An 18,862-nucleotide genomic window follows, 5' to 3' on the forward strand; every position below is an offset into this window, starting at 1 on the left:
CCGTGCACCGGCCCGGGTCCGCCCGCACCCGGACGAGCGGCCGCCGACCACCGACCACCGACCACCGGCCGCCGACCGCCGACCGCCGACCGCCCGGAAACGTCCTAGAACGCCGCCCGCACCTCGCCGACCGGCACGCCGCCGCCGAGCAGCGGGGCGGCGCCGATCCGCTCGACGGTCCCGTCCGCCCCCGTCACCCCGAGCCGGCGCAGCGCCGCCGCCAGCACCGGGCCGCGGGCCCGCTCGCCGCCGTCCTCGATCTTGAAGGCCAGCGCCCGCCCGTCCGGCAGCGCGACCACCTGGACGGCCTCGGCGCCCATCTTGGACAGCGCTCCCGGCACCGCCCGCATCAGCCGGGTGTCGGCCCGGCGGGTGCCGGCCACGTACTCGGGGTGGGCGCGCATCGCGTCGGCGACGCGACGCGGCTCGGTGCCCTCGGCGGCCAGCACCAGGCCGCGGTAGCCACGGGCCAGCCCGGTCAGCGACACGGCCAGCAGCGGCGCGCCGCAGCCGTCCACCCCGGCGTGCGCGGCGGTCTCGCCGGTGGCCTCCTCCAGGGCCTCACGGGCCAGCCGCTGGATCGGGTGGGCCGGGTCGAGGTAGCTCGCGGTGTCCCAGCCGTTGGCCGTGCAGGCGGCCAGCCAGCCGGCGTGCTTGCCGGAGCAGTCCATCAGGATCGGGGCGCGTCCGCCGCCGGCGGCGAGCAGCAGCTCCGCCTCGGTCTCGTCCAGCGGCAGGTCGGCCGGGGTGCGCAGGGCCGACTCGTCGAGCCCGGCGGAGCCGAGGATGCTCCGCACACCATCGAGGTGAAACGATTCTGCGGAGTGGCTGGAGGCCGCCAGCGCCAGCAGCTCGCCCTCGATCGCCAGCCCGGCCCGCAGCGTGGCCACCGCCTGGAACGGCTTGGCGGTCGACCGCGGGAAGACCGGGGCATCCGGGTCGCCGAGCGCGAACTCGACCGAGCCGTCGGCCGCGAGCAGCACCAGGGAGCCGCGGTGGCGGCCCTCGACGAAACCGGAGCGCACGACCTCGGCGAGAACGGGCGTGGTGGCGGGCAGGGACATGGCGGGTGAGCCTTCCGGGGCGAGGGTGGGCCGGGCGGGAGCCGGGCCCACCGCCCGCGGCGACTCACCCGGTCAGAGCGGCCCCCCTGCGAGCAGGTCGTCGACCCGTGCTTCCCCATCACGGTACCTGCGGGTGATCTCGGCATTGCAACCGTCGGCCGTGCGCAGCAGCCGCTGGCGCCGTCCGGACACCTCCCGCTCGTGCGCCCGCAGCCGCTCCAGCGCGGCCAGCAGTTCCTCGGCCGGGTGCGCGGCCAGGTCGGCGAGCTGGACGTCGCCCATCAGGGCGTCCGCCTCCAGCCCGGACTCCCGGGTGCGCGGCGGGCCGAGGGTGACGTGCCGGGCCGAGCGCCGCACGGTGGAGGGCGCGTCGGTCAGGATGGCCGGCAGCCGGTCCAGCAGGTCGCCGGGGGCCGGCTCGGGGCCGGACGGGCCGGCGGTACGGACCGGGCCCGCGCCGGGCCGCCGGTCGAGCTCGGCGCGCAGGATGTCCATCCGCCCGTGCAGCAGCCGCCGCAGGTACGACAGGTCGGCCTCCTGCTCCAGGGTCTCCCGGCGCAGCACCCGCAGCTGCTCCAGGCCCAGTCGCTCCAGGTCGGGTTCGTCCCCCGCGCCCGCCGCCGGGCCGTACGGGCCCCCGGGGGGCCGCACCACCGGCCCGGACCGGTCCCGCGCCGCGCTGCTCGCGTCCATCACCCAACCACCTGACGTCGTCCGATCCCGCCCGCTCGCGGCACCCCGTCCCTGCCGCCGGTCCGGCCCGTCCCCCGACGGGCCGCACGTCCCGTCCACCGGCACGCCCGGGAACCCCCGGAGGCTCCGGTCCCCGGCCGCGACCGCCCACCGGGGCGGCACCGCCAGACGCCTGACCTACCGGCTCGACCGCCAGGCCGAACCCGGCCCGGCGCGGCGGACCTCCTGGCGCCCCGGACCCTTCGTACGGTCCACCAGCGTGCCACCCCGCCCGGCGCACGCGCACCGCCCGTGCACCCGAACGGCCCCCTGGCGAACAGGGGTGGCTGATATGACCGGTCCTTTCCGCAGGAAGAGCAGCGCCCGATTCGGCGCAGGCGCGCACCCAGGGGCGCGCAGAGCCGCTTCACGCGCCCCTGGTGTGCGCCCTGGGGAGGCAGCCGGGGCGCACGGGAGGGTGCGGCGCGGGCCCGGAGGCACGACGGGGGCGCGGGGGCGCCGGGGCGGTGGGGCGGTGGACGCACAACGTCCGACGCGGCGGCAACGGGCGCACGGGCCGATGCGCGGGGAGGCCCCCACGGCTGCCGGGGGCCCTCCGGGGGCCGTACGGCGCTCCGGCACAATGGCGGCATGCGAGCAGTGGTGCAGCGAGTGACCGAGGCCCGGGTGACCGTGGCCGGTGAGACCGTCGGCGCGATCGAGGGACCGGGGCTCTGCGTCCTGGTCGGCGTCACCCACGACGACACCCCCGCGAAAGCCGCCCAGCTGGCCCGCAAGCTCTGGACACTGCGACTGCTGCCCGCGAACGACGAGGGCGTCGAGCAGAGCTGCTCGGACCTCGGCGCCCCGCTGCTGGTGATCAGCCAGTTCACGCTCTACGGCGACGCCCGCAAGGGCCGCCGCCCCACCTGGAACGCCGCCGCCCCCGGCCCGGTCGCCGAACCGCTGGTGGACGAGGTGGTGGCGCAGCTGCGGGCGCTGGGCGCCAAGGTGGAGACGGGCCGGTTCGGCGCCGACATGCAGGTGGCGCTGGTGAACGACGGCCCGTTCACCGTCCTCGTCGAGGTCTGAGCGGCCCCTACTGCGGGACGATCACGTCCTGGGTGCCGGGCACCGTCCCGGCCAGCAGCACGGCGTCCACCGGGACGTTCCGCTTGACGATCGCCAGCGCGATCGGCCCCAGCTCGTGGTGCCGGGCCGAGGAGGTCACGAAGCCCAGCGCCCGCCCGTCCGGGTCGGTGGCCAGCCGCACCTCGGTGCCGTGCGGGGGCAGCGACTCCTCGGTGCCGTCCAGGTGCAGGAAGACCAGCCGGCGCGGCGGCCGGCCCAGGTTGTGCACCCGGGCGACGGTCTCCTGGCCGCGGTAGCAGCCCTTCTGCAGGTGGACGGCGGTGCGCAGCCAGTCCACCTCGTGCGGGATGGTCCGGTGGTCGGTCTCGAAGCCCAGCCGGGGCCGGTGGCCCTCGATCCGCAGCGCCTCGTACGCCCAGACCCCGGCCGCCGGGCCGTACCCGGCGGTGAGCCGCCCCAGCTCGCCGCGCGGCACGAACAGGTCACGCCCGTACGGGAGTTCGCGGACGGCGGCGGCGCCCTCCACGGAGGCGGTGGAGCCCGCCGGCAGGTGGACCACGGCGTACTCGGCGGTCGCGTCGGCGACCTCCACCCGGTAGAAGAAGCGCATGCCGTCCAGGTAGGCGACCAGCGCCTCCTGAGTGCCCGGCTCGACGTGCGCCCAGGTGGTGGTGCCGTCGTCCACCAGGTAGAGCGCGTGCTCGACGTGCCCGTTCGGGGAGAGCACCAGCGCCTCGGCGGCCTGCTGCGGCGGCAGCTCGCTGACGTGCTGGGTAAGCAGCAGGTGCAGCCAGGAGAGCCGGTCCGGGCCGGTCACGGTGACCACGCCGCGGTGCGAGAGGTCGACGAAGCCGGCGCCCTGCGACAGGTTGCGTTGCTCGCGGAAGATGTCGCCGTAGTGGGCGGCGACACCCTCGTCGGCCCCCTCGGCGGGGACGGCTCCGGGCAGGGAAAGCAGCGGGCTCTTCACACCGGTCATACCGGCCAGCTTACGGCTGCTCCCCGGCGACCTTGGCGGTGCAGTCGGCGCAGCGGCCGAAGATGGCGAAGTGCTTGAGGTCGGTGTCGAAGCCGTGCCGCTCGCGCAGGCTGTCGATCAGCGGCTGGGCGATCTCGGTACTGGTCTCGGTGACCTGCTCGCAGTCCCGGCAGACCAGGTGCAGGTGGTGGTGGCGGCCGGCCAGGTGGTAGGTCGGGGCGCCGTGGCCGAGGTGGGCGTGCGACACCAGCCCCAGCTCCTCCAGCAGCTCCAGGGTCCGGTAGACGGTGGAGATGTTGACGCCGCTGGCGGTCCGGCGGACGTGGCAGAGGATGTCGTCGGGGGTGGCGTGGTCGAGTTCGTCGACGGCCTCCAGCACGAGCTGGCGCTGCGGGGTGAGCCGGTACCCGCGTTCGCGCAGGTCGGCCTTCCAGTCGCCGGAGAGCTGCCAGTCGGTGGTGCCGGTGTCCGCCACGGTACTCGTCCCTGCCAATGGTCGGGGGTCCTGGGGCAAGTGTAGGGACCGGCCGCGGGCCGGTCCCTACCTCGTGCACGGAAGTGCCGGTCGTGCGACCGGCCTGCGTCATCGGCCTACTTGAAGAACGCGATGCCGTCGTCCGGCAGGTCGTTGATGTCCTTGATCAGCTGGGCCGGGCTGAGCACCTTCTTCAGCTGCGCGGACATGTACGGGCGCAGCGGCACGTTCGGGGCGGCCTTCTCGCCGACCCAGAGCAGCTCGCCGTTGACGAAGCCGTACAGCCGCTTGCCGCCCGAGTACTCCGGGGAGCCCTCGATCCGGGCGACCGCGTCGGTGGAGACGTCGACCTGCGGCTTGCCGTCGGCCAGCTCGCCGTACCAGATCTCGACCGTGCCGTCGTCGCGCACGGAGGAGATCTCGATCCCCCGGGCGCCGCTGGTGCCGTCGTGGTTGCTGGTGATGCGCCAGAACGCGTGCTCGTTCTCCAGCGGACGGACCTTCTCGCCCTCCTCGTTCAGCACCCAGGTGCGGGAGCGGAACTCCAGGAAGGGGCGGCCGTCGTGGCGGATCACGATCTCCTGGCCGAAGTTGCACTTCTCCGCGCCCGGGCCCCCGTCACCCGGCAGAGGGGCATAGACGCCCGCGCCCTCCCAGGTGCCGAGGAGGAAGGCGAGCGGGACGACGTCCTTGTGGAGGTCGGAAGGGATCTCGATCATGTTCCTGGTCGCTGTTCTCGTCGGTGTGGGCCTGCCTCAACCGTACGGCAGGCTCAGCGCTGGCCCTGGTACAGCTTCATCACCGAGAAGATGGCGAACCAGGTGATCAGCACGGCCATGAGGGCCAGCAGACCGTCGAAGAAGATTTCCAGACCGGACACGGGTGGCTCCCAGGCGGCGACAGTGTGGTGGATTGTGCTCGGCTCACTCTATCCGCCGGGTTCCGGCCGGTCGCGGTGAGCCCCACCACGTCGCGGTTCGCGCCGCCTTCCCGCGGCTGCCCAAGCTTTGCCCAAGGGTTCCGGGATGCCGGACGGCGGGGGCGGCCCGACCTCTATGGTGGCGCCATGTCGAAGAAACTGGTCATCAAGGTCACCGCAGGGGCGGACGCGCCGGAGCGGTGCTCGCAGGCGTTCACGGTCGCGGCGGTGGCCGTCGCCAGCGGGATCGACGTCTCGCTCTGGCTGACCGGGGAGTCCTCCTGGTTCGCGCTGCCGGACCGGGCGGCGGAGTTCGAACTGCCGCACGCGGCACCGCTGCCGGACCTGCTGGAGTCGATCCTGGCGGCCGGCTCGGTGACGCTGTGCACCCAGTGCGCGGCCCGGCGCGGGATCGAGCAGAAGGACACCGTCGAGGGTGTCCGCATCGCGGGCGCCCAGGTCTTCGTCAGCGAGATCATGGCGGACGGCGTCCAGGCGCTCGTGTACTGACGCCTCCCCCGGGCCCTACGGGTGCTCCTCGTGGTCGGGGCGGTCCCGGTCGTGGCCGGGCTCGTCCCACTTCGGGTCGTCCCAGCGCGGGTCGTCCCACCAGTCGTCGTCCGGGTCCCGCTTGTTGGCGAACACCGCGGCGGCGGGCGGGATGACCATCGCGACCACGCACATGCCGATCGCCGCGCCGACCGAGAAGAACCGCACCACGCCCCAGGCCATGACGAACAAACCGAGGCACACGCCCATCATGGCGAAGTAGTAGCGACGCCGCCGCCTTGCCTGCACCCCTCCACGGTACGACCGAGGGCCCCTGCACGGCAGGGGCCCTCGGGGTGATCCGGGAACGTCGCGGCTCCGGTCAGACCGCGATCGCGACCTCGACGGCGGTGCCCTGGGAGGCCACCACCTGGCGGTCCACGGTCTGGCCCGGCACCAGCGCGCGCAGGGTCCACTTGCCCGGGCGGGCGAAGAACCGGAACTGGCCGGTCGCCGAGGTGGGCACCTCGGCCGTGAACTCACCGCCCTCGTCCAGCAGCCGGACGTAGCCGTTGACCGGCTCACCGTCGCGGGTCACCGAACCCTGGATGATCGTCTCGTTCGCCACGTCAACTCCTGCCAGGTCCGGGCCGCCGGCCTTCGCACCGCACATGTCTGCCTACCTTCTGACTTACTGGCCTTCTGACTTACGGGTCGGGCCTGGGCTCAGTTGCCGAGCTCGATCGGCACGCCGACCAGGCTGCCGTACTCGGTCCACGAGCCGTCGTAGTTCTTGACGTTCTCCTGGCCGAGCAGCTCGTGCAGCACGAACCAGGTGAGCGCGGAGCGCTCGCCGATGCGGCAGTAGGCGATGGTGTCCTTGGCCAGGTCGATGCCCTCGGCCTCGTACAGCGCCTTGAGCTCGTCGTCGCTCTTGAAGGTGCCGTCGTCGTTGGCGTTCTTGGCCCACGGGATGTTGCGGGCGCTCGGCACGTGGCCGGGGCGCTGCGACTGCTCCTGCGGGAGGTGGGCCGGGGCCAGCAGCTTGCCGGAGAACTCGTCGGGCGAGCGGACGTCGACCAGGTTCAGGGTGCCGATGGCGGCGAGCACGTCGTCGCGGAAGGCGCGGATCGAGGAGTCGACGGCCTGCGCCGTGTACTCGGTGGCGGGGCGGGCCGGCACCTCGGCGACCAGGTCGCGGGAGTCCAGCTCCCACTTCTTGCGGCCGCCGTCCAGCAGGCGGACGTCGCCGTGGCCGTACAGCTTGAAGTACCAGTAGGCGTACGAGGCGAACCAGTTGTTGTTGCCGCCGTACAGGACGACGGTGTCGTCGTTGGCGATGCCCTTGGCGCTGAGCAGCGCCTCGAAGCCGGCCTGGTCGATGAAGTCGCGGCGGACCGGGTCCTGGAGGTCCTGCTTCCAGTCGATCCGGACGGCGTTGCGGATGTGGTTCTTGTCGTACGCGGAGGTGTCCTCGTCGACCTCGACGATCACGACCTTCGGGTCGTCCAGGCGGGCCTGGACCCAGTCGGCGTCGACCAGGACGTCGCTGCGGCTCATGGTGGGGTTCTCCATCCGAGGGCGGTTGTACGGAAGGTGCTGCTCAGGAGGGTGCTGCAGGGTGCCCGAGTGGGCGCGGTCCGAATTCCTGTCCGAATACCGGGACGAGGGGGCGGACCGGCGCGGCCGGGCAGTGAACTGCGGAGTACCTCGGCGACCGCCCGCTCACAGAGCCGGACGCGGTCACCGGAAAGATCGGCGGCGGGCTTCAACTGCCCAGCCGGAGCGCCGAATCAGCGCATTCGACACAGACAGGCGGACACGCGGCACAGGTCTACCGCCCGCCGCTTCGTGAGGTCCGTCTGTCGCTTCATGCCGACGATGCTAGGGACACCGGAGGCCCGCTGTCACCAGCGTATCGAATGGTGGGATCGAAACGACCGCATGATGGGATTTCGCCCCCGACCGGCCCGCGGGAGCCCGTACCGAAGCCGTCCGAACGCATGCGCGGGGCGGAAACGGCACCGCTCCACGGTCCGCGCTGGACAGCGCGTCTCGCGGAGCGGAACGATTCGGCGGCCCGGGAACGAGACCGGGAACGGGAACGGGAACGGGACTGAACCAGGACCGGGCCGGGGATCAGCCCAGCAGCTTGACGCCCTTGCCGTCGAAGGTCAGCTGGAGGCCCTCCGGCAACGGCGTCACCCCGCTGCCACCGTCCTTGTCGGCCAGCTTCAGCCCGGCCGGCAGCGAGTCCAGGGTGAAGCTCATCGGCTCCAGCTGCTGATTGGTGGCACCGGCCACCAACCCCGCCAGCGAGCTCAGCCGGAAGCCGTCCACCGTGACGGTGTTCCCCTTGTTGTGCACGGTGCCCTCGCCGATCGCGATCGGCCCCAGCGAGGCCTTGACCTTGCCCGGACCGGCGTAGGACAGCGTCAGCCGCGAGTTGCCGCCCACCGGCAGCTTGGCCCCGTGCAGCAGCTGGGAAGCCGGCGGCAGCAGCTGCGCGAGGTCCGGGTACGAGATCACCCCGCTGCCGGTGCCGCTGTCCACCGTGGCACTGCTCATGCTGTCGCTGACCTTGACGCCGGAGAGCTGCGCCTTGAACGAGTGCAGCGCCACCTGGTGACTGCCGTCCCCGACGGTCAGGCCGTCGGAGGAGATCCGGACGTCGTCCAGCTTCATCGACACCACCTGGGTGAGGAACGGGAAGCCCTCGATCGAGACGTCCGGGCGCTGGCTCATCCGGCCGCTCTTCACGATCCGGTCGGCGGCCTCGTCCTCGGCCACGCCCACCGCGATCCGGTCGGCCCCCAGCAGCAGGCCGGAGAGCACCGCCAGGCCGATCGTGGCCTTCAGCCATCCGCGCATCGTGTCCCCCGTCGTCGCCGCTCGCTGTGGTCGTTCGTCGCTGAAATCGTTCGCAGTGGGTCGTTCGCAGTGGGTCGTTCGTCGTTCCGCGGCGGACGCGGGACACGTCCGCCCTCGCACGACCGTACGACGTCCGGCTCCGGAACATGGTTCCGGAGCCGGAATCCGACCCAGCGCGCAGCGGACGGGAGGATCAGGCCAGCAGCTCGGTGGCGATCCAGATCAGCGGCGCGGCCACCGCCAGCGGCAGCGCCACCCCCGCCGTCATGTGCACGAAGCGGGACGGGAAGTCGTACGCCGCGACCCGGCGGCCGACCAGCGCACCCAACCCGGCCAGCGCACCCAGCGCCACCGGCGCCCCGACCAGCAGGCCCAGCACCACCGCCGCGGCCAGACCCAGCACCGGGCCCAGCTGCTTCGGTCCGGGCAACGGCGCCGCGGCCAGCAGGGTGGCCAGCGCCACCGCACCCACCGCGGCCGGCACCCAGTCGGCCAGCAGCAGCATGGTGCACAGCGCGGTCACCACGGTGGCCGAACCGAGCACGGTCAGCGCGTAGAACCGCTCCTTCGGGTCCGACGGACGGAACGTCTGCAGCACCAGGACGAGCAGGAAGAACCCGCCCAGGGTGCCCACCACCGCCGCCGCGCCGCCGTCGGAGTCCGCCAGCAGCACCGCCACGTCCGCCGTCAAACCGGCCAGCGCGGCGAGCAGGATGCCCTGCCGGGCCGGCCACATGCCGTTCAGCCGGAACCAGCCGGCCGCCGTCAGCAGCTGGAGCAGCGCGACCACCAGGGCCAGCGCGACCTGCCCGAGCGCCGCACCGCCGGCCAGCAGCGCGGCCGCACCGGCGGTGATCAGGGCCGGCTGCAGGCCCGGGTCGATGATCGGCGAGCCGGTCCGGCCGCGCGGGCCCGCGGACGGCGCGGACGGCGGCGGGACGGCCGGGAACGGCGCCGCGGCGGGGACGCCCAGCGGGCCGGGGGCTCCGGCCGGACCCGGGACGCCGGGGGCGGTCGGGCGCTTGAGCGTCATGGTCGGCGGATCGAAGGCCTCCGCCGCCTGCGGCGCGGGAGCCGGCTGCGCCGCAGGGGCCGCGTGCCGGGCCCGCGGCCTCGACGGCTGCTGGAGCTGGAGCTGGATCGTCGGGTCCGGCTGGGGCTGCACCGGCTGCTCCGACTGCCGACGCCGCTGCTGCCTCGACTGCGGCTGCGGCTGCGGCTGCGGCTGCGGCTGCTGGAACTGGTGGGGCTGGTGGGGCTGCGGCTGCGGCTGCTGGAACTGGTGGGGCTGCGGCTGCTGGTAAGGCTGCGGCTGGTGGGGCCGGGGCTGCGGCTGGAACTGCGGCTGGTGGGGCTGGTGCGACCGGGGCGGCGCGACCGGCAGCGAACCGGACACCACCACCGGCGGAAGCAGCGCCGTCACCTCGGCGTCGTCCACGGCCGGCACCGGCGGCATCAGGGTGGTCGCGGCCGCGTCGTCGAACGCGGGCACCGGCGGCATCACCGTGGTCGCCGCCGCGTCGTCCACCGGGAAACCGTACGGCGACGGGTGGCCCGGCTGCTGCGGCGGGACGTGCGACTGCTGCGGGTGCGGGTGCTGCTGTGGGTGCTGCTGCTGCGCCCGGGGCGGGTACGGCTGCTGCGGCTGGTGGGGCTGCTGCGGCCATCCGCCGTAGCCGCCGCGGTTCGGGTCGTTCGGGTTGTTCATGTCCGTCACGCCGCTCAGCCTCCCGCGAACGGGGGGAGGACCTCCACCGTCCCGCCCTCGGTCAGGGCGACGGTCGCGTGGTCGCGGCCGCCCACCTGGGCCCCGTCGACCAGGTACGAGCAGTGCCCGAGCAGCCGGACGAGCTTCGGCCGGTCGGCGTGCCGTTCCCTGGCCGCCGCCAGCGCCTCCGCCAGGGTCGCCGCCTCGTACGGCTCCTCGGCCAGCCCGGCCTCGGACTTCGCCGCCGCCCAGTAGCGGATCGTCCCGCGCACCCGGGCGCCGCTCGCGGGCTCGGTGGTCACGCCCATCGGGCCACCCCTTCTCGTCGTCCTCGCCCGGTGCCGGTGTCCCGGTCCGGCTCGACACCTCAACGACCGCCCGACCACCCGAACGATGGACCCGAACAGCGCCTTCGATGTGCGTCCCATGATGGCGTGTCCGCCGCCACGAGCGGCAATCGCCCTGGCCGGGCCGACACGGAGAAACGCACCGGAGCGCCACCGAGGCGCGCCGGACCGGCGCTCGAAGCTGTGTCCAGCCTCACCCGGCGCACGCCCGAATTGGGCGAACCGCCGGATTCCCGCACTCCCGGTGGAGGGGGCGGTCGGCTATCCTCGACCACCAAGAGGGATCCGGGCAGAGTCGCCCCCGGGTCCTTTTGTGCTTTCAGGACGCCAGTACGGACGTTCTTGCGATTCGTCGGCCCACCCCCGGCGCGCAGCAGGAACCGCCCCGCCTGACGCGGCACAACGACGTGCCCCGGCCGGCCGGGGCACCGCCACCGGCACCGGGCCGCCACCCGGCACCGGACCAGACCGGAGGGTTCGCGGTGATGAACAGGGCAGAAACGGTGCGCCAGGGGTTGCGGGACCCCCGGCCGACCCGCCGTCGCGCCCTGCTCGCCGTCCGCTCCCCCGGTTCGCCGCGGCCGACCGTCGTCCTGCCCTCCCCCTCAGCACGTGCGCCATCCGGCTGTGGCGGCAGCCGTAACGCGACCGCGACGACCCGGAAAGGGGACCACCGGGCATGAGTTCTCTCCTCCTCCTCACCAATGCGCTGCAACCCTCCGCCGAGGTGCTGCCCGCCCTCGGACTGCTGCTCCACAACGTCCGGGTGGCGCCCGCCGAGGGCGCGGCCCTGGTGGACACCCCCAGCGCGGACGTCATCCTGGTCGACGGCCGGCGTGACCTCCCGCAGATCCGCAGCCTCTGCCAGCTGCTGCGCTCCACCGGCATCGGCTGCCCGCTGATCCTGGTGGTGACCGAGGGCGGCCTGGCCGCCGTCACCGCCGAGTGGGGCATCGACGACGTCCTGCTGGACACCGCCGGCCCGGCCGAGGTCGAGGCCCGGCTGCGGCTCGCCCTCGGCCGCCTCCAGGTCGTCACCGACGACAGCCCGATGGAGATCCGCAACGGCGACCTCTCGGTCGACGAGGCCACCTACTCCGCCAAGCTCAAGGGCCGGGCGCTCGACCTCACCTTCAAGGAGTTCGAGCTGATCAAGTACCTCGCGCAGCACCCCGGCCGGGTCTTCACCCGGGCGCAGTTGCTCCAGGAGGTCTGGGGCTACGACTACTTCGGCGGCACCCGGACCGTGGACGTGCACGTCCGGCGGCTGCGCGCCAAGCTCGGCGTGGAGCACGAGCAACTGATCGGCACCGTGCGCAACGTCGGCTACCGCTTCGTCGTCCCGGAGAAACCCGAGAAGGGCGAGCGGCCTGAGCTCGCCCAGCGCCCCGCCACCCCCCTGGACGCCTGAGCCGGGGCCCGCCCGGACACCGCTCCGGAGCCGGGCGGGCCGCGCCCCGCCCGGCTTGCCCGGTTCCTCCCGGAGGGGCCCGTCGGCCTGCCGAACAAGGCCCCGGACCCCACTGCCGCCCCGGAGGCCACACGCGTAGACTCCCCCCGTGGCCAAAGTGACGCGCGACGATGTAGCCCGGCTGGCTGGTACCTCGACCGCGGTCGTCAGCTACGTCATCAACAACGGGCCGCGCCCGGTCGCGCCCGCGACCCGGGAGAAGGTCCTCGCGGCGATCGAGCAGCTCGGCTACCGGCCGAACAGCGTCGCCCAGGCGATGGCCTCCCGCCGCACCAACCTGATCGGCATGGTCGTCCCGGACGCCCGCCAGCCCTTCTTCGCCGAGATGGCGCACGCCGTGGAACGGGCCGCCTCCGACCGCGGCAAGCTCGTGCTGATCGGCAACTCCGACTACGTGGACGACCGCGAGGTGCACTACGTCCGCGCGTTCCTCGGGATGCGCGTCTCCGGCCTGATCCTGGTCAGCCAGGGCCCCTCGCAGCGCGCCGCCGAGGAGTTCGCCGCGATGGAGGGCGCCAAGGTGGTGCTGCTGCACCGCCGGCCCGAGGCGATCGACGACGTCGCGGTGGTCACCGACGACGTGGCGGGCGCCGAGGCCGTGGTGCGCCACCTGCTGGAGGTGCACGGGCACCCGTACGTGGCCTGCTTCGGCGGCCCGGTCGAGTCCCCCGCCCCCGGCGACCCGGTCATCGACCACGTCGAGGGCTGGCAGCGCGCCATGGACGCGCACGGCATCCCCACCGAGCCCCACCTGATCGACGCGCCCTTCCACCGCTACGGCGCCTACGACGTCGCGCTCGGCCTGCTCCGCTCGCCGGACCGGCCGCGAGCGATCTTCTGCTCCACCGACGACCAGGCGATCGGCGTGCTGCGGGCCGCCCGCGAGGTCGGCCTGCGGGTCCCGGAGGACCTCGCGGTGGCCGGCTTCGACGACGTGCCGGAGGCCGCGCTCGCCGACCCGCCGCTGACCACCGTCGCCTCCGACCGCGACGCGATGGCCCGGGCCGCCGTGGACCTGGTGCTGGACGACTCGCTGATGGTGCCCGGCTCGGACACCGAGCGGGTCCGCACCTTCCCGTCCCGGCTGGTCATCCGCCGCTCCTGCGGCTGCGGCGGCTCCGCCCCGGACCGATCCGTACCGGAGTAGCCGGTTCCGCTCGGCAGGCCGCCTGACCAGGCTTTATGAGAACCCAACGGGCTTCTCTCCCCGTTCTGAGCCGGTTCTCATGCACTCCTCATGCAGCGGGACGAGCTTGGTCGGCATGAGCGAACAGCAGCGGTACCCCGGCAAGCAGTACGGCCCGTACGAGCCCCACGCGTCCCACCCGCAGCACGAGCAGCACGAGCAGTACGACCAGTACGAGCAGTACGGCCCGTACGGCCAGTACGAGCAGCAGGGCCCGGACCGGGCCCCGGAGCCCCGGGTGATCGAGGGCACCGTGCTCGGCGCCGGCCGGACCGCCGACGCCCACGGCACCACCGGCCCGGCCGGGTACGGCTACCGCGAGGACCACTCCGGCGGCGTCTTCGACGGCCCGCCGCCGCCCCCGCCGACCCCGCCCGAGCCGCCCACGATCCTCGGGCCGGGCTCCCCCGAGGGCCCCGGCGACCACGGCAACCGGGCCCGGCGCGGACTGCTGCGCGGGCGGCTCGCCCTGGTCACCGCCGTCGCCGCGATCGCCGCCGTCCTCGGCGGGGTCACCGGCGGCCTGGTCGCCGCCGACCGGCAGGGCGCCGACAACCGCGTCGGCACCATCGCCAGCCCGGTCTCCGCCCGCTCCGACGGCAGCGCCGACGTGGCCGCCATCGCCGCCGCCGTCTCGCCCAGCACCGTCCAGATCACCGTCAAGAACGGCAACGGCACCGCCACCGGCACCGGCGTCGTCCTCAACACCGACGGCCGGATCCTCACCAACTACCACGTGATCGACACCGCGACCGCCGGCGGCCGGATCACCGTCACCTTCAAGGACGGCTCCACCGCCCAGGCCAGCGTCACCGGCACCGACAAGGCCCTCGACGTCGCCGTGATCACCGCGACCGGCGCCAAGAACCTCACCCCCGCCGTCCTCGGCGACTCCTCCGCCGTGGCCGTCGGCGACCCGGTCGTCGCCATCGGCAACCCCGACGGACTCACCGGCACCGTCACCTCCGGCATCATCAGCGCCGAGAACCGCGACGTCACCGTCCAGCTCGACGAGGGCAGCACCAGCAACAACGGCGGCTTCGGCCTCCCCTTCCTCCCCGGCGTCCCCGGCCTGCGCGGCACCACCCCGCAGCCCACCGGCGGCAGCAGCACCACCTACAAGGCCTTCCAGACCGACGCCGCGCTCAACCCCGGAAACTCCGGCGGCCCGCTGATCAACGCCAGCGGCCAGGTCATCGCCGTCAACTCGGCGATGTACGCGCCCGGCGGCTCCGGCTCCTCCGGCGGCGGCTCGGCCGGCAGCGTCGGCCTCGGCTTCGCCATCCCGATCAACGACATCAAGCAGGTCCTGCCGAAACTCGAAGCCGGCCAGAACCTGTGAGCCACACTCGCTGAGACGGACAATTGCTCCCAGCAGGCCCTCCACCCGACGAGAAAGGGCACCCGCCCATGACCCCGTCCGCCGACGACCGCACCACCGCCGAGGCCGGCCACCCCTCCGCCCGGCTCCTCGTGGTCGACGACGAACCCGCCCTCCGGGACGCCCTGGAGAGCAGCCTCGCCTTCGAGGGGTACGAGGTCGCCACCGCCACCGACGGCTACGAGGCCCTGGAATCCGTCGAACGCGACCGGCCCGACCTCGTCCTGCTGGACATCATGATGCCCCGGATGGACGGCCTCACCGCCGTCCGCCGGATGCGTTCGCGCGGCGACACCGTCCCGGTCCTGATGCTGACCGCCCGCGACGCCGTCGGCGACCGTGTCACCGGCCTCGACGTCGGCGCCGACGACTACCTCGCCAAGCCCTTCGAACTCGACGAACTGCTCGCCCGCGTCCGCGCCCTGCTGCGCCGCAACGCCCTCGCCGCCGAGGCCGCCGCCCGCGCCGCCGTCGAGGACGAGAGCGAGGTCCTCTCCTTCGCCGACCTGCGGATGAACACCGCCACCCGCGAGGTCACCCGGGCCGGCAAGCCGATCGAGCTCACCCGCACCGAGTTCATGCTGCTGGAGATGTTCCTCGCCCACCCCCGCCAGGTCCTCACCCGCGAACAGATCCTCAAGGCGGTCTGGGGCTTCGACTTCGAGCCCTCCTCCAACTCCCTGGACGTGTACGTGATGTACCTGCGCCGCAAGACCGAGCAGGGCGGCATGCCCCGCCTGATCCAGACCGTACGCGGCGTCGGCTACGCCCTGCGCCAGGCCGCCGGCACGAGCGCGTGAACAACGTTCCGCCCCCTCCGCTGACCCCTCCGCAGGCCCGGCCCCGCACGCCCGACCGCCGACAGCGCCTCCTCCACTGGTTCCGCTCCCGCTCCCTGCGCAGCCGCCTCATCTTCCTGAGCGCGGCGGCGGTGGCGGTGGCGATCGCGCTGTCGGCACTGGCGTGCTGGTTCATCGTGGAGAAGCAGCTGTACGGGCAGGTGCGGGCCGACCTGGCGAGCGCGCCCCCGGGCATGGTCGGCAGGAACCTCACCTGCTACGACACCCCGGAACACGCGCTGGAACGCCAACCCGTCAGCGGACTGCCGGAGACTAGCGGAGCCGCCACTCGGGACACCCAGTTCCTCGCGCTCGGCAAGGGGGTCTGTCTGCCTCCCACCGCGACCAAGGCGATCGTGACCGAGCCCAAGGACTCAGTAGCGTTCACACTCAAACCCGGCCAGTCGATCATCCGGGAAGGCCGGTACACCAACGGGGATCCCGCGCTGGTCCGGCTGACGGTGGACCCCAGGTACACGGTGCCGGTCGTCGTCATGGTGGCCACCTCCACCCAGCCCGTCGAGGACTCCCTCCAGGGCCTCGCCATCCTCCTCGCCTCGGTCTCCGTCGGCGGCATCCTGCTCGCCGCGGTCGCCGGCCGCCTGGTCGCCCGCTCCGCCCTGAAGCCCGTCGACCAGCTCACCGACGCCGTCGAGCACATCGCCCGGACCGAGGAGGTCGGCACCACCATCCCGGTCCACGGGGACGACGAGATCGCCCGGCTCTCCACCTCCTTCAACTCGATGAGCACCGCCCTCGCCAACTCCCGCGAGCGGCAGACCCGGCTGATAGCCGACGCCGGGCACGAGCTCCGCACCCCGCTGACCTCCCTGCGCACCAACGTCGACCTGCTGATCCGCAGCAACGACACCGGCCGCCCGCTGCCCGCCGCGACCAAGACCAAGCTGCTCGGCAACATGAAGTCGCAGATGCAGGAGCTCACCCTGCTGATCGGCGACCTGCTCCAGCTCTCCCGCCCGGACACCCCGAAGAGCGGCCCGGCCCTCACCGTGGTCGCCCTGCACGAGATCGCCGGACGGGCCGTCGAGCGGGCCGAGCTGCGCGGCCCGGGGCTGGTGTTCGAGACCGACACCGAGCCCTGGTACGTGCACGGCGACGCGGCCGGGCTGGAACGCGCGGTGATCAACCTGCTGGACAACGCGGTCAAGTACAGCCCGCCCGGCGGCACCATCGAGGTCCGGCTGCACCAGGGCGTGCTGACCGTCCGCGACCACGGCCCCGGGATCCCTCCGGACGAGCTCCAGTACGTCTTCGACCGGTTCTGGCGCTCGCCCTCCTCGCGCCAGCTGCCCGGCTCCGGCCTCGGGCTGTCGATCGTCGCGCAGAGCGTCCGGGAGGCGGGCGGCGAGGTCACCCTCGGTCCGGCGGCCGACGGCGGCCCGGGCGCGCTGGCCACCGTCCGGCTGCCCGGCGGACCCGCCCCGGAATGACGGGAGGGGCGGGTGGGGCGCCCCGACAGCGCCCCACCCGCCCCTCCCGGGCCGGCTCACGGTCAGTCGATGTCGCTGCCCGGGCCGATGATCTTGATCCGGTCCTGCGCCGGGGCCTGGAGCGGCGAGGCCGCCGAGCTGTGGGCGCTCAGGTAGGTCGCGAAGACGTCCAGGTCCGAGGCGCCGACCAGCTTGTCGGTGCCGGCCGCGAAGGCCGGGAAGCCGTCGCCGCCGCCGGCCAGGAACTCGTTGGCCGCGACCCGGTAGGTGGCGGCCGGGTCGACCGGGGCGCCGTTCAGCCGGACCGAGTCCAGGACCACCCGGTCCGCGCCGGTCTTGCGCATGTCCAGGGTGTAGTGCAGGTTCGAGGACACCTGGAGGACCTTCGGCGCGGCGGCGTTGGAGCCGCTCACCTGCTGCTGGAGCAGCTGGATCAGCTGGGCGCCGGTCAGCGTCTTGACCTGCATCATGTTGGTGAACGGCTGGACGGTGAACGCCTCGCCGTAGGTCACCACGCCGTCGCCCTCGCCGCCGGAGGCCTTGTGGACCAGGTCGGAGCGGATGCCGCCGGGGTTCATGAAGGCGACCTGCGCGCCGCCCTTGTCGGCCGGGGCGAGCCCGGCGAGCTGCGCGTCGGCGATCACGTCACCGAGCGGCTTCTCCAGGTCGCTGTTGCCGCGGCCGTTGATGTCCGAGGCGATGTAGCCGATCGGACGGTTGGCGATCGGGGCGGCCAGCTTGGAGTAGCGGTCGACCAGCGCCGTCATGTCGGGCGCCTTCTCGACCGTACGGCGCACCACGTGGTTCTCGGCCTTGACCGAGGGGCGCACGATCTCGCCGGTGGTCTTGTCCAGCTTCATGTCGATCTCGGTGAAGAGCCGGCCGAAGGAGGCGGCACTGGTCACCGAACGCGGGACGCCGTTGGGGTCGGGGATGCTGCAGGCGTACGCGTTGTGGGTGTGGCCGGTGACGATGGCGCCGACCGCCGGGTCGATCTTCTTGGCGATGTCGACGATCGGGCCGGAGATGCCCTGGCCGGCCGCGCCGCAGTCGTAGTTGTAGACGCTGCTGGCCGGGTACCCGCCCTCGTGGATCAGCGCGACGATCGAGTTGACGCCCTTGGCCTTGAGCTCGGCGGCGTACTTGTTGATCGTGGTGACCTCGTTGGCGAACTTCAGGCCCTTGACGCCCTCGGCGGTCACGATGTTCGGCGTGCCCTCCAGGGTGACGCCGATGAAGCCGACCTTCACGCCCTGGGACTTGGTGATCCAGTACGGGGCCAGCAGCGGCTTGCCGGTCTTCTCGTCGGTGACGTTGGCCGACAGGTAGTTGAAGTTGGCGCCCTTGAAGGTGCGGCCGGGCTCGTAGCAGCCGTCGGTCGGGTGGCAGCCGCCGTCCTGCATGCGGCGCAGCTCCTGCGCGCCCTCGTCGAACTCGTGGTTGCCCACGGAGGTGACGTCCAGGCCGAGCTTGTCCATCGCCTCGATGGTCGGCTCGTCGTGGAAGAGCGCCGAGGTGAGCGGGCTGGCGCCGATGATGTCGCCGGCCGCGACGGTGATCGAGTCGTCGGCCGGGATGCGCGCCTTGCGCAGCTCGGTGGCCAGGTACTCGACGCCGCCGGCCGGGGTGGCGACCTCCTTGCCGGTGGCCGGGTCGATCTCCTTGATCGTGCCGGACGAACCGGCCGGGGGCTCCAGGTTGCCGTGGAAGTCGTTGATCGCCAGCAGCTGGAGGTTGACGGTCTTGTGGCGCTTGGCGTTGGCGTCGGCGGCCTGGGCGGCCGTCGGCACGACCACCGTGCCGAACAGACCTGCGGCGGCGACGACGGCGAGCGCCGTCCGTCGGGATCTGACGGTGAGCATGAAGGGTTCCCCTGCACTTGGAAGGAGCACCGGCTGTGGACAGCATCGGCGTTCGA

Annotated in this window: 20 protein-coding genes; 7 read left to right on the forward strand and 13 right to left on the reverse strand. The window is 73.2% G+C overall.

What is annotated here, in order from left to right:
* Positions 1-104: 104 nt before the first annotated feature.
* Both ACZ6EM_RS33750 and ACZ6EM_RS33755 read right to left on the reverse strand, forming a co-directional pair.
* Positions 105-1,064 carry an asparaginase gene (locus tag ACZ6EM_RS33750; protein WP_401054190.1) on the reverse strand — a complete coding sequence of 320 codons (960 nt, stop codon included), beginning with the start codon at positions 1,062-1,064 and terminating at the stop codon, positions 105-107.
* 72 nt (positions 1,065-1,136) lie between these two features.
* Positions 1,137-1,757 (reverse strand): RsiG family protein, encoded by a 621-nt coding sequence (locus tag ACZ6EM_RS33755; protein WP_380546920.1) that lies wholly within the window; start codon positions 1,755-1,757, stop codon positions 1,137-1,139.
* A 630-nt stretch (positions 1,758-2,387) separates the two neighbouring features.
* On the opposite strand from ACZ6EM_RS33755, the gene dtd reads away from it, so the two are divergent.
* Positions 2,388-2,828 carry a D-aminoacyl-tRNA deacylase gene (gene dtd, locus ACZ6EM_RS33760; protein WP_224283110.1) on the forward strand — a complete coding sequence of 147 codons (441 nt, stop codon included), beginning with the start codon at positions 2,388-2,390 and terminating at the stop codon, positions 2,826-2,828.
* Positions 2,829-2,835: 7 nt separating this feature from the next.
* Here dtd and ygfZ read toward each other — a convergent pair whose 3' ends face one another.
* The 3 genes from ygfZ to ACZ6EM_RS33775 all read right to left on the reverse strand — a co-directional run bounded on the left by ygfZ (position 2,836) and on the right by ACZ6EM_RS33775 (position 5,001).
* Positions 2,836-3,798 (reverse strand): CAF17-like 4Fe-4S cluster assembly/insertion protein YgfZ, encoded by a 963-nt coding sequence (gene ygfZ, locus ACZ6EM_RS33765; protein ID WP_359909431.1) that lies wholly within the window; start codon positions 3,796-3,798, stop codon positions 2,836-2,838.
* 19 nt (positions 3,799-3,817) lie between these two features.
* The gene (locus ACZ6EM_RS33770; RefSeq protein WP_359909404.1) at positions 3,818-4,282 is read right to left on the reverse strand and encodes a Fur family transcriptional regulator; all 465 of its coding nucleotides are present in this window, start codon (positions 4,280-4,282) and stop codon (positions 3,818-3,820) included.
* A 116-nt stretch (positions 4,283-4,398) separates the two neighbouring features.
* A complete protein-coding gene (locus ACZ6EM_RS33775; protein WP_359909407.1) occupies positions 4,399-5,001 on the reverse strand; it encodes a heme-binding beta-barrel domain-containing protein in 603 nt (200 codons plus the stop codon).
* A 347-nt stretch (positions 5,002-5,348) separates the two neighbouring features.
* Between ACZ6EM_RS33775 and ACZ6EM_RS33780 the strand changes: the two genes are divergently transcribed.
* Positions 5,349-5,711, forward strand: a complete 363-nt coding sequence (locus ACZ6EM_RS33780; RefSeq protein ID WP_359909410.1) for a DsrE family protein — start codon at positions 5,349-5,351, stop codon at positions 5,709-5,711.
* A gap of 15 nt (positions 5,712-5,726) precedes the next feature.
* Here the strand turns inward: ACZ6EM_RS33780 and ACZ6EM_RS33785 are convergent, their stop codons facing one another.
* The 7 genes from ACZ6EM_RS33785 to ACZ6EM_RS33815 all read right to left on the reverse strand — a co-directional run bounded on the left by ACZ6EM_RS33785 (position 5,727) and on the right by ACZ6EM_RS33815 (position 10,577).
* Positions 5,727-5,999 carry a DUF3099 domain-containing protein gene (locus ACZ6EM_RS33785; RefSeq protein WP_359909413.1) on the reverse strand — a complete coding sequence of 91 codons (273 nt, stop codon included), beginning with the start codon at positions 5,997-5,999 and terminating at the stop codon, positions 5,727-5,729.
* A gap of 73 nt (positions 6,000-6,072) precedes the next feature.
* Complete coding sequence (locus ACZ6EM_RS33790) at positions 6,073-6,363, reverse strand: DUF1416 domain-containing protein (protein ID WP_030059605.1); 291 nt, start codon at positions 6,361-6,363, stop codon at positions 6,073-6,075.
* Between the two features lie 53 nt (positions 6,364-6,416).
* On the reverse strand, positions 6,417-7,250 hold the full coding sequence (locus ACZ6EM_RS33795) for a sulfurtransferase (protein ID WP_380354414.1): 834 nt from the start codon (positions 7,248-7,250) through the stop codon (positions 6,417-6,419).
* Between the two features lie 233 nt (positions 7,251-7,483).
* A complete protein-coding gene (locus ACZ6EM_RS33800; RefSeq protein WP_353652343.1) occupies positions 7,484-7,564 on the reverse strand; it encodes an Ms5788A family Cys-rich leader peptide in 81 nt (26 codons plus the stop codon).
* 265 nt (positions 7,565-7,829) lie between these two features.
* Positions 7,830-8,561 carry an LmeA family phospholipid-binding protein gene (locus ACZ6EM_RS33805; RefSeq protein ID WP_359909419.1) on the reverse strand — a complete coding sequence of 244 codons (732 nt, stop codon included), beginning with the start codon at positions 8,559-8,561 and terminating at the stop codon, positions 7,830-7,832.
* A gap of 193 nt (positions 8,562-8,754) precedes the next feature.
* On the reverse strand, positions 8,755-10,278 hold the full coding sequence (locus tag ACZ6EM_RS33810; protein ID WP_465774061.1) for a hypothetical protein: 1,524 nt from the start codon (positions 10,276-10,278) through the stop codon (positions 8,755-8,757).
* Between the two features lie 5 nt (positions 10,279-10,283).
* Positions 10,284-10,577, reverse strand: coding sequence for a MoaD/ThiS family protein (locus tag ACZ6EM_RS33815; RefSeq protein WP_401052647.1), 294 nt, complete (start codon positions 10,575-10,577; stop codon positions 10,284-10,286).
* 718 nt (positions 10,578-11,295) lie between these two features.
* On the opposite strand from ACZ6EM_RS33815, the gene ACZ6EM_RS33820 reads away from it, so the two are divergent.
* From ACZ6EM_RS33820 to ACZ6EM_RS33840, 5 genes are all read left to right on the forward strand, one after another.
* Entirely contained in the window at positions 11,296-12,027 is a 732-nt protein-coding gene (locus tag ACZ6EM_RS33820) for a response regulator transcription factor (protein ID WP_380546926.1), read from the forward strand.
* 148 nt (positions 12,028-12,175) lie between these two features.
* Positions 12,176-13,234: a LacI family DNA-binding transcriptional regulator gene (locus ACZ6EM_RS33825; protein ID WP_387695514.1), complete on the forward strand. Its 1,059-nt coding sequence runs from the start codon at positions 12,176-12,178 to the stop codon at positions 13,232-13,234.
* A gap of 115 nt (positions 13,235-13,349) precedes the next feature.
* Positions 13,350-14,615, forward strand: a complete 1,266-nt coding sequence (locus ACZ6EM_RS33830; RefSeq protein WP_465774062.1) for a S1C family serine protease — start codon at positions 13,350-13,352, stop codon at positions 14,613-14,615.
* A gap of 68 nt (positions 14,616-14,683) precedes the next feature.
* On the forward strand, positions 14,684-15,454 hold the full coding sequence (locus ACZ6EM_RS33835; protein ID WP_359915066.1) for a response regulator transcription factor: 771 nt from the start codon (positions 14,684-14,686) through the stop codon (positions 15,452-15,454).
* Complete coding sequence (locus ACZ6EM_RS33840; RefSeq protein WP_465774063.1) at positions 15,451-16,944, forward strand: HAMP domain-containing sensor histidine kinase; 1,494 nt, start codon at positions 15,451-15,453, stop codon at positions 16,942-16,944. Before ACZ6EM_RS33835 ends, ACZ6EM_RS33840 begins: the two co-directional genes overlap by 4 nt.
* Before the next feature lie 62 nt (positions 16,945-17,006).
* Here the strand turns inward: ACZ6EM_RS33840 and ACZ6EM_RS33845 are convergent, their stop codons facing one another.
* On the reverse strand, positions 17,007-18,806 hold the full coding sequence (locus ACZ6EM_RS33845; RefSeq protein WP_465774064.1) for a bifunctional metallophosphatase/5'-nucleotidase: 1,800 nt from the start codon (positions 18,804-18,806) through the stop codon (positions 17,007-17,009).
* Positions 18,807-18,862: the final 56 nt, after the last annotated feature.

This window comes from Kitasatospora sp. NPDC041917 (assembly GCF_055589745.1).

What these genes read in the sequence shown, in the direction of transcription:
- ACZ6EM_RS33750 (WP_401054190.1), bottom strand. Translation starts at nt 1,064, where the DNA reads ATGTCCCTGCCCGCCACCACGCCCGTTCTCGCCGAGGTCGTGCGCTCC.
- ACZ6EM_RS33755 (WP_380546920.1), bottom strand. Translation starts at nt 1,757, where the DNA reads ATGGACGCGAGCAGCGCGGCGCGGGACCGGTCCGGGCCGGTGGTGCGG.
- dtd (WP_224283110.1), top strand. Translation starts at nt 2,388, where the DNA reads ATGCGAGCAGTGGTGCAGCGAGTGACCGAGGCCCGGGTGACCGTGGCC.
- ACZ6EM_RS33775 (WP_359909407.1), bottom strand. Translation starts at nt 5,001, where the DNA reads ATGATCGAGATCCCTTCCGACCTCCACAAGGACGTCGTCCCGCTCGCC.
- ACZ6EM_RS33780 (WP_359909410.1), top strand. Translation starts at nt 5,349, where the DNA reads ATGTCGAAGAAACTGGTCATCAAGGTCACCGCAGGGGCGGACGCGCCG.
- ACZ6EM_RS33790 (WP_030059605.1), bottom strand. Translation starts at nt 6,363, where the DNA reads ATGTGCGGTGCGAAGGCCGGCGGCCCGGACCTGGCAGGAGTTGACGTG.
- ACZ6EM_RS33795 (WP_380354414.1), bottom strand. Translation starts at nt 7,250, where the DNA reads ATGAGCCGCAGCGACGTCCTGGTCGACGCCGACTGGGTCCAGGCCCGC.
- ACZ6EM_RS33800 (WP_353652343.1), bottom strand. Translation starts at nt 7,564, where the DNA reads ATGAAGCGACAGACGGACCTCACGAAGCGGCGGGCGGTAGACCTGTGC.
- ACZ6EM_RS33805 (WP_359909419.1), bottom strand. Translation starts at nt 8,561, where the DNA reads ATGCGCGGATGGCTGAAGGCCACGATCGGCCTGGCGGTGCTCTCCGGC.
- ACZ6EM_RS33815 (WP_401052647.1), bottom strand. Translation starts at nt 10,577, where the DNA reads ATGGGCGTGACCACCGAGCCCGCGAGCGGCGCCCGGGTGCGCGGGACG.
- ACZ6EM_RS33820 (WP_380546926.1), top strand. Translation starts at nt 11,296, where the DNA reads ATGAGTTCTCTCCTCCTCCTCACCAATGCGCTGCAACCCTCCGCCGAG.
- ACZ6EM_RS33830 (WP_465774062.1), top strand. Translation starts at nt 13,350, where the DNA reads ATGAGCGAACAGCAGCGGTACCCCGGCAAGCAGTACGGCCCGTACGAG.
- ACZ6EM_RS33835 (WP_359915066.1), top strand. Translation starts at nt 14,684, where the DNA reads ATGACCCCGTCCGCCGACGACCGCACCACCGCCGAGGCCGGCCACCCC.
- ACZ6EM_RS33845 (WP_465774064.1), bottom strand. Translation starts at nt 18,806, where the DNA reads ATGCTCACCGTCAGATCCCGACGGACGGCGCTCGCCGTCGTCGCCGCC.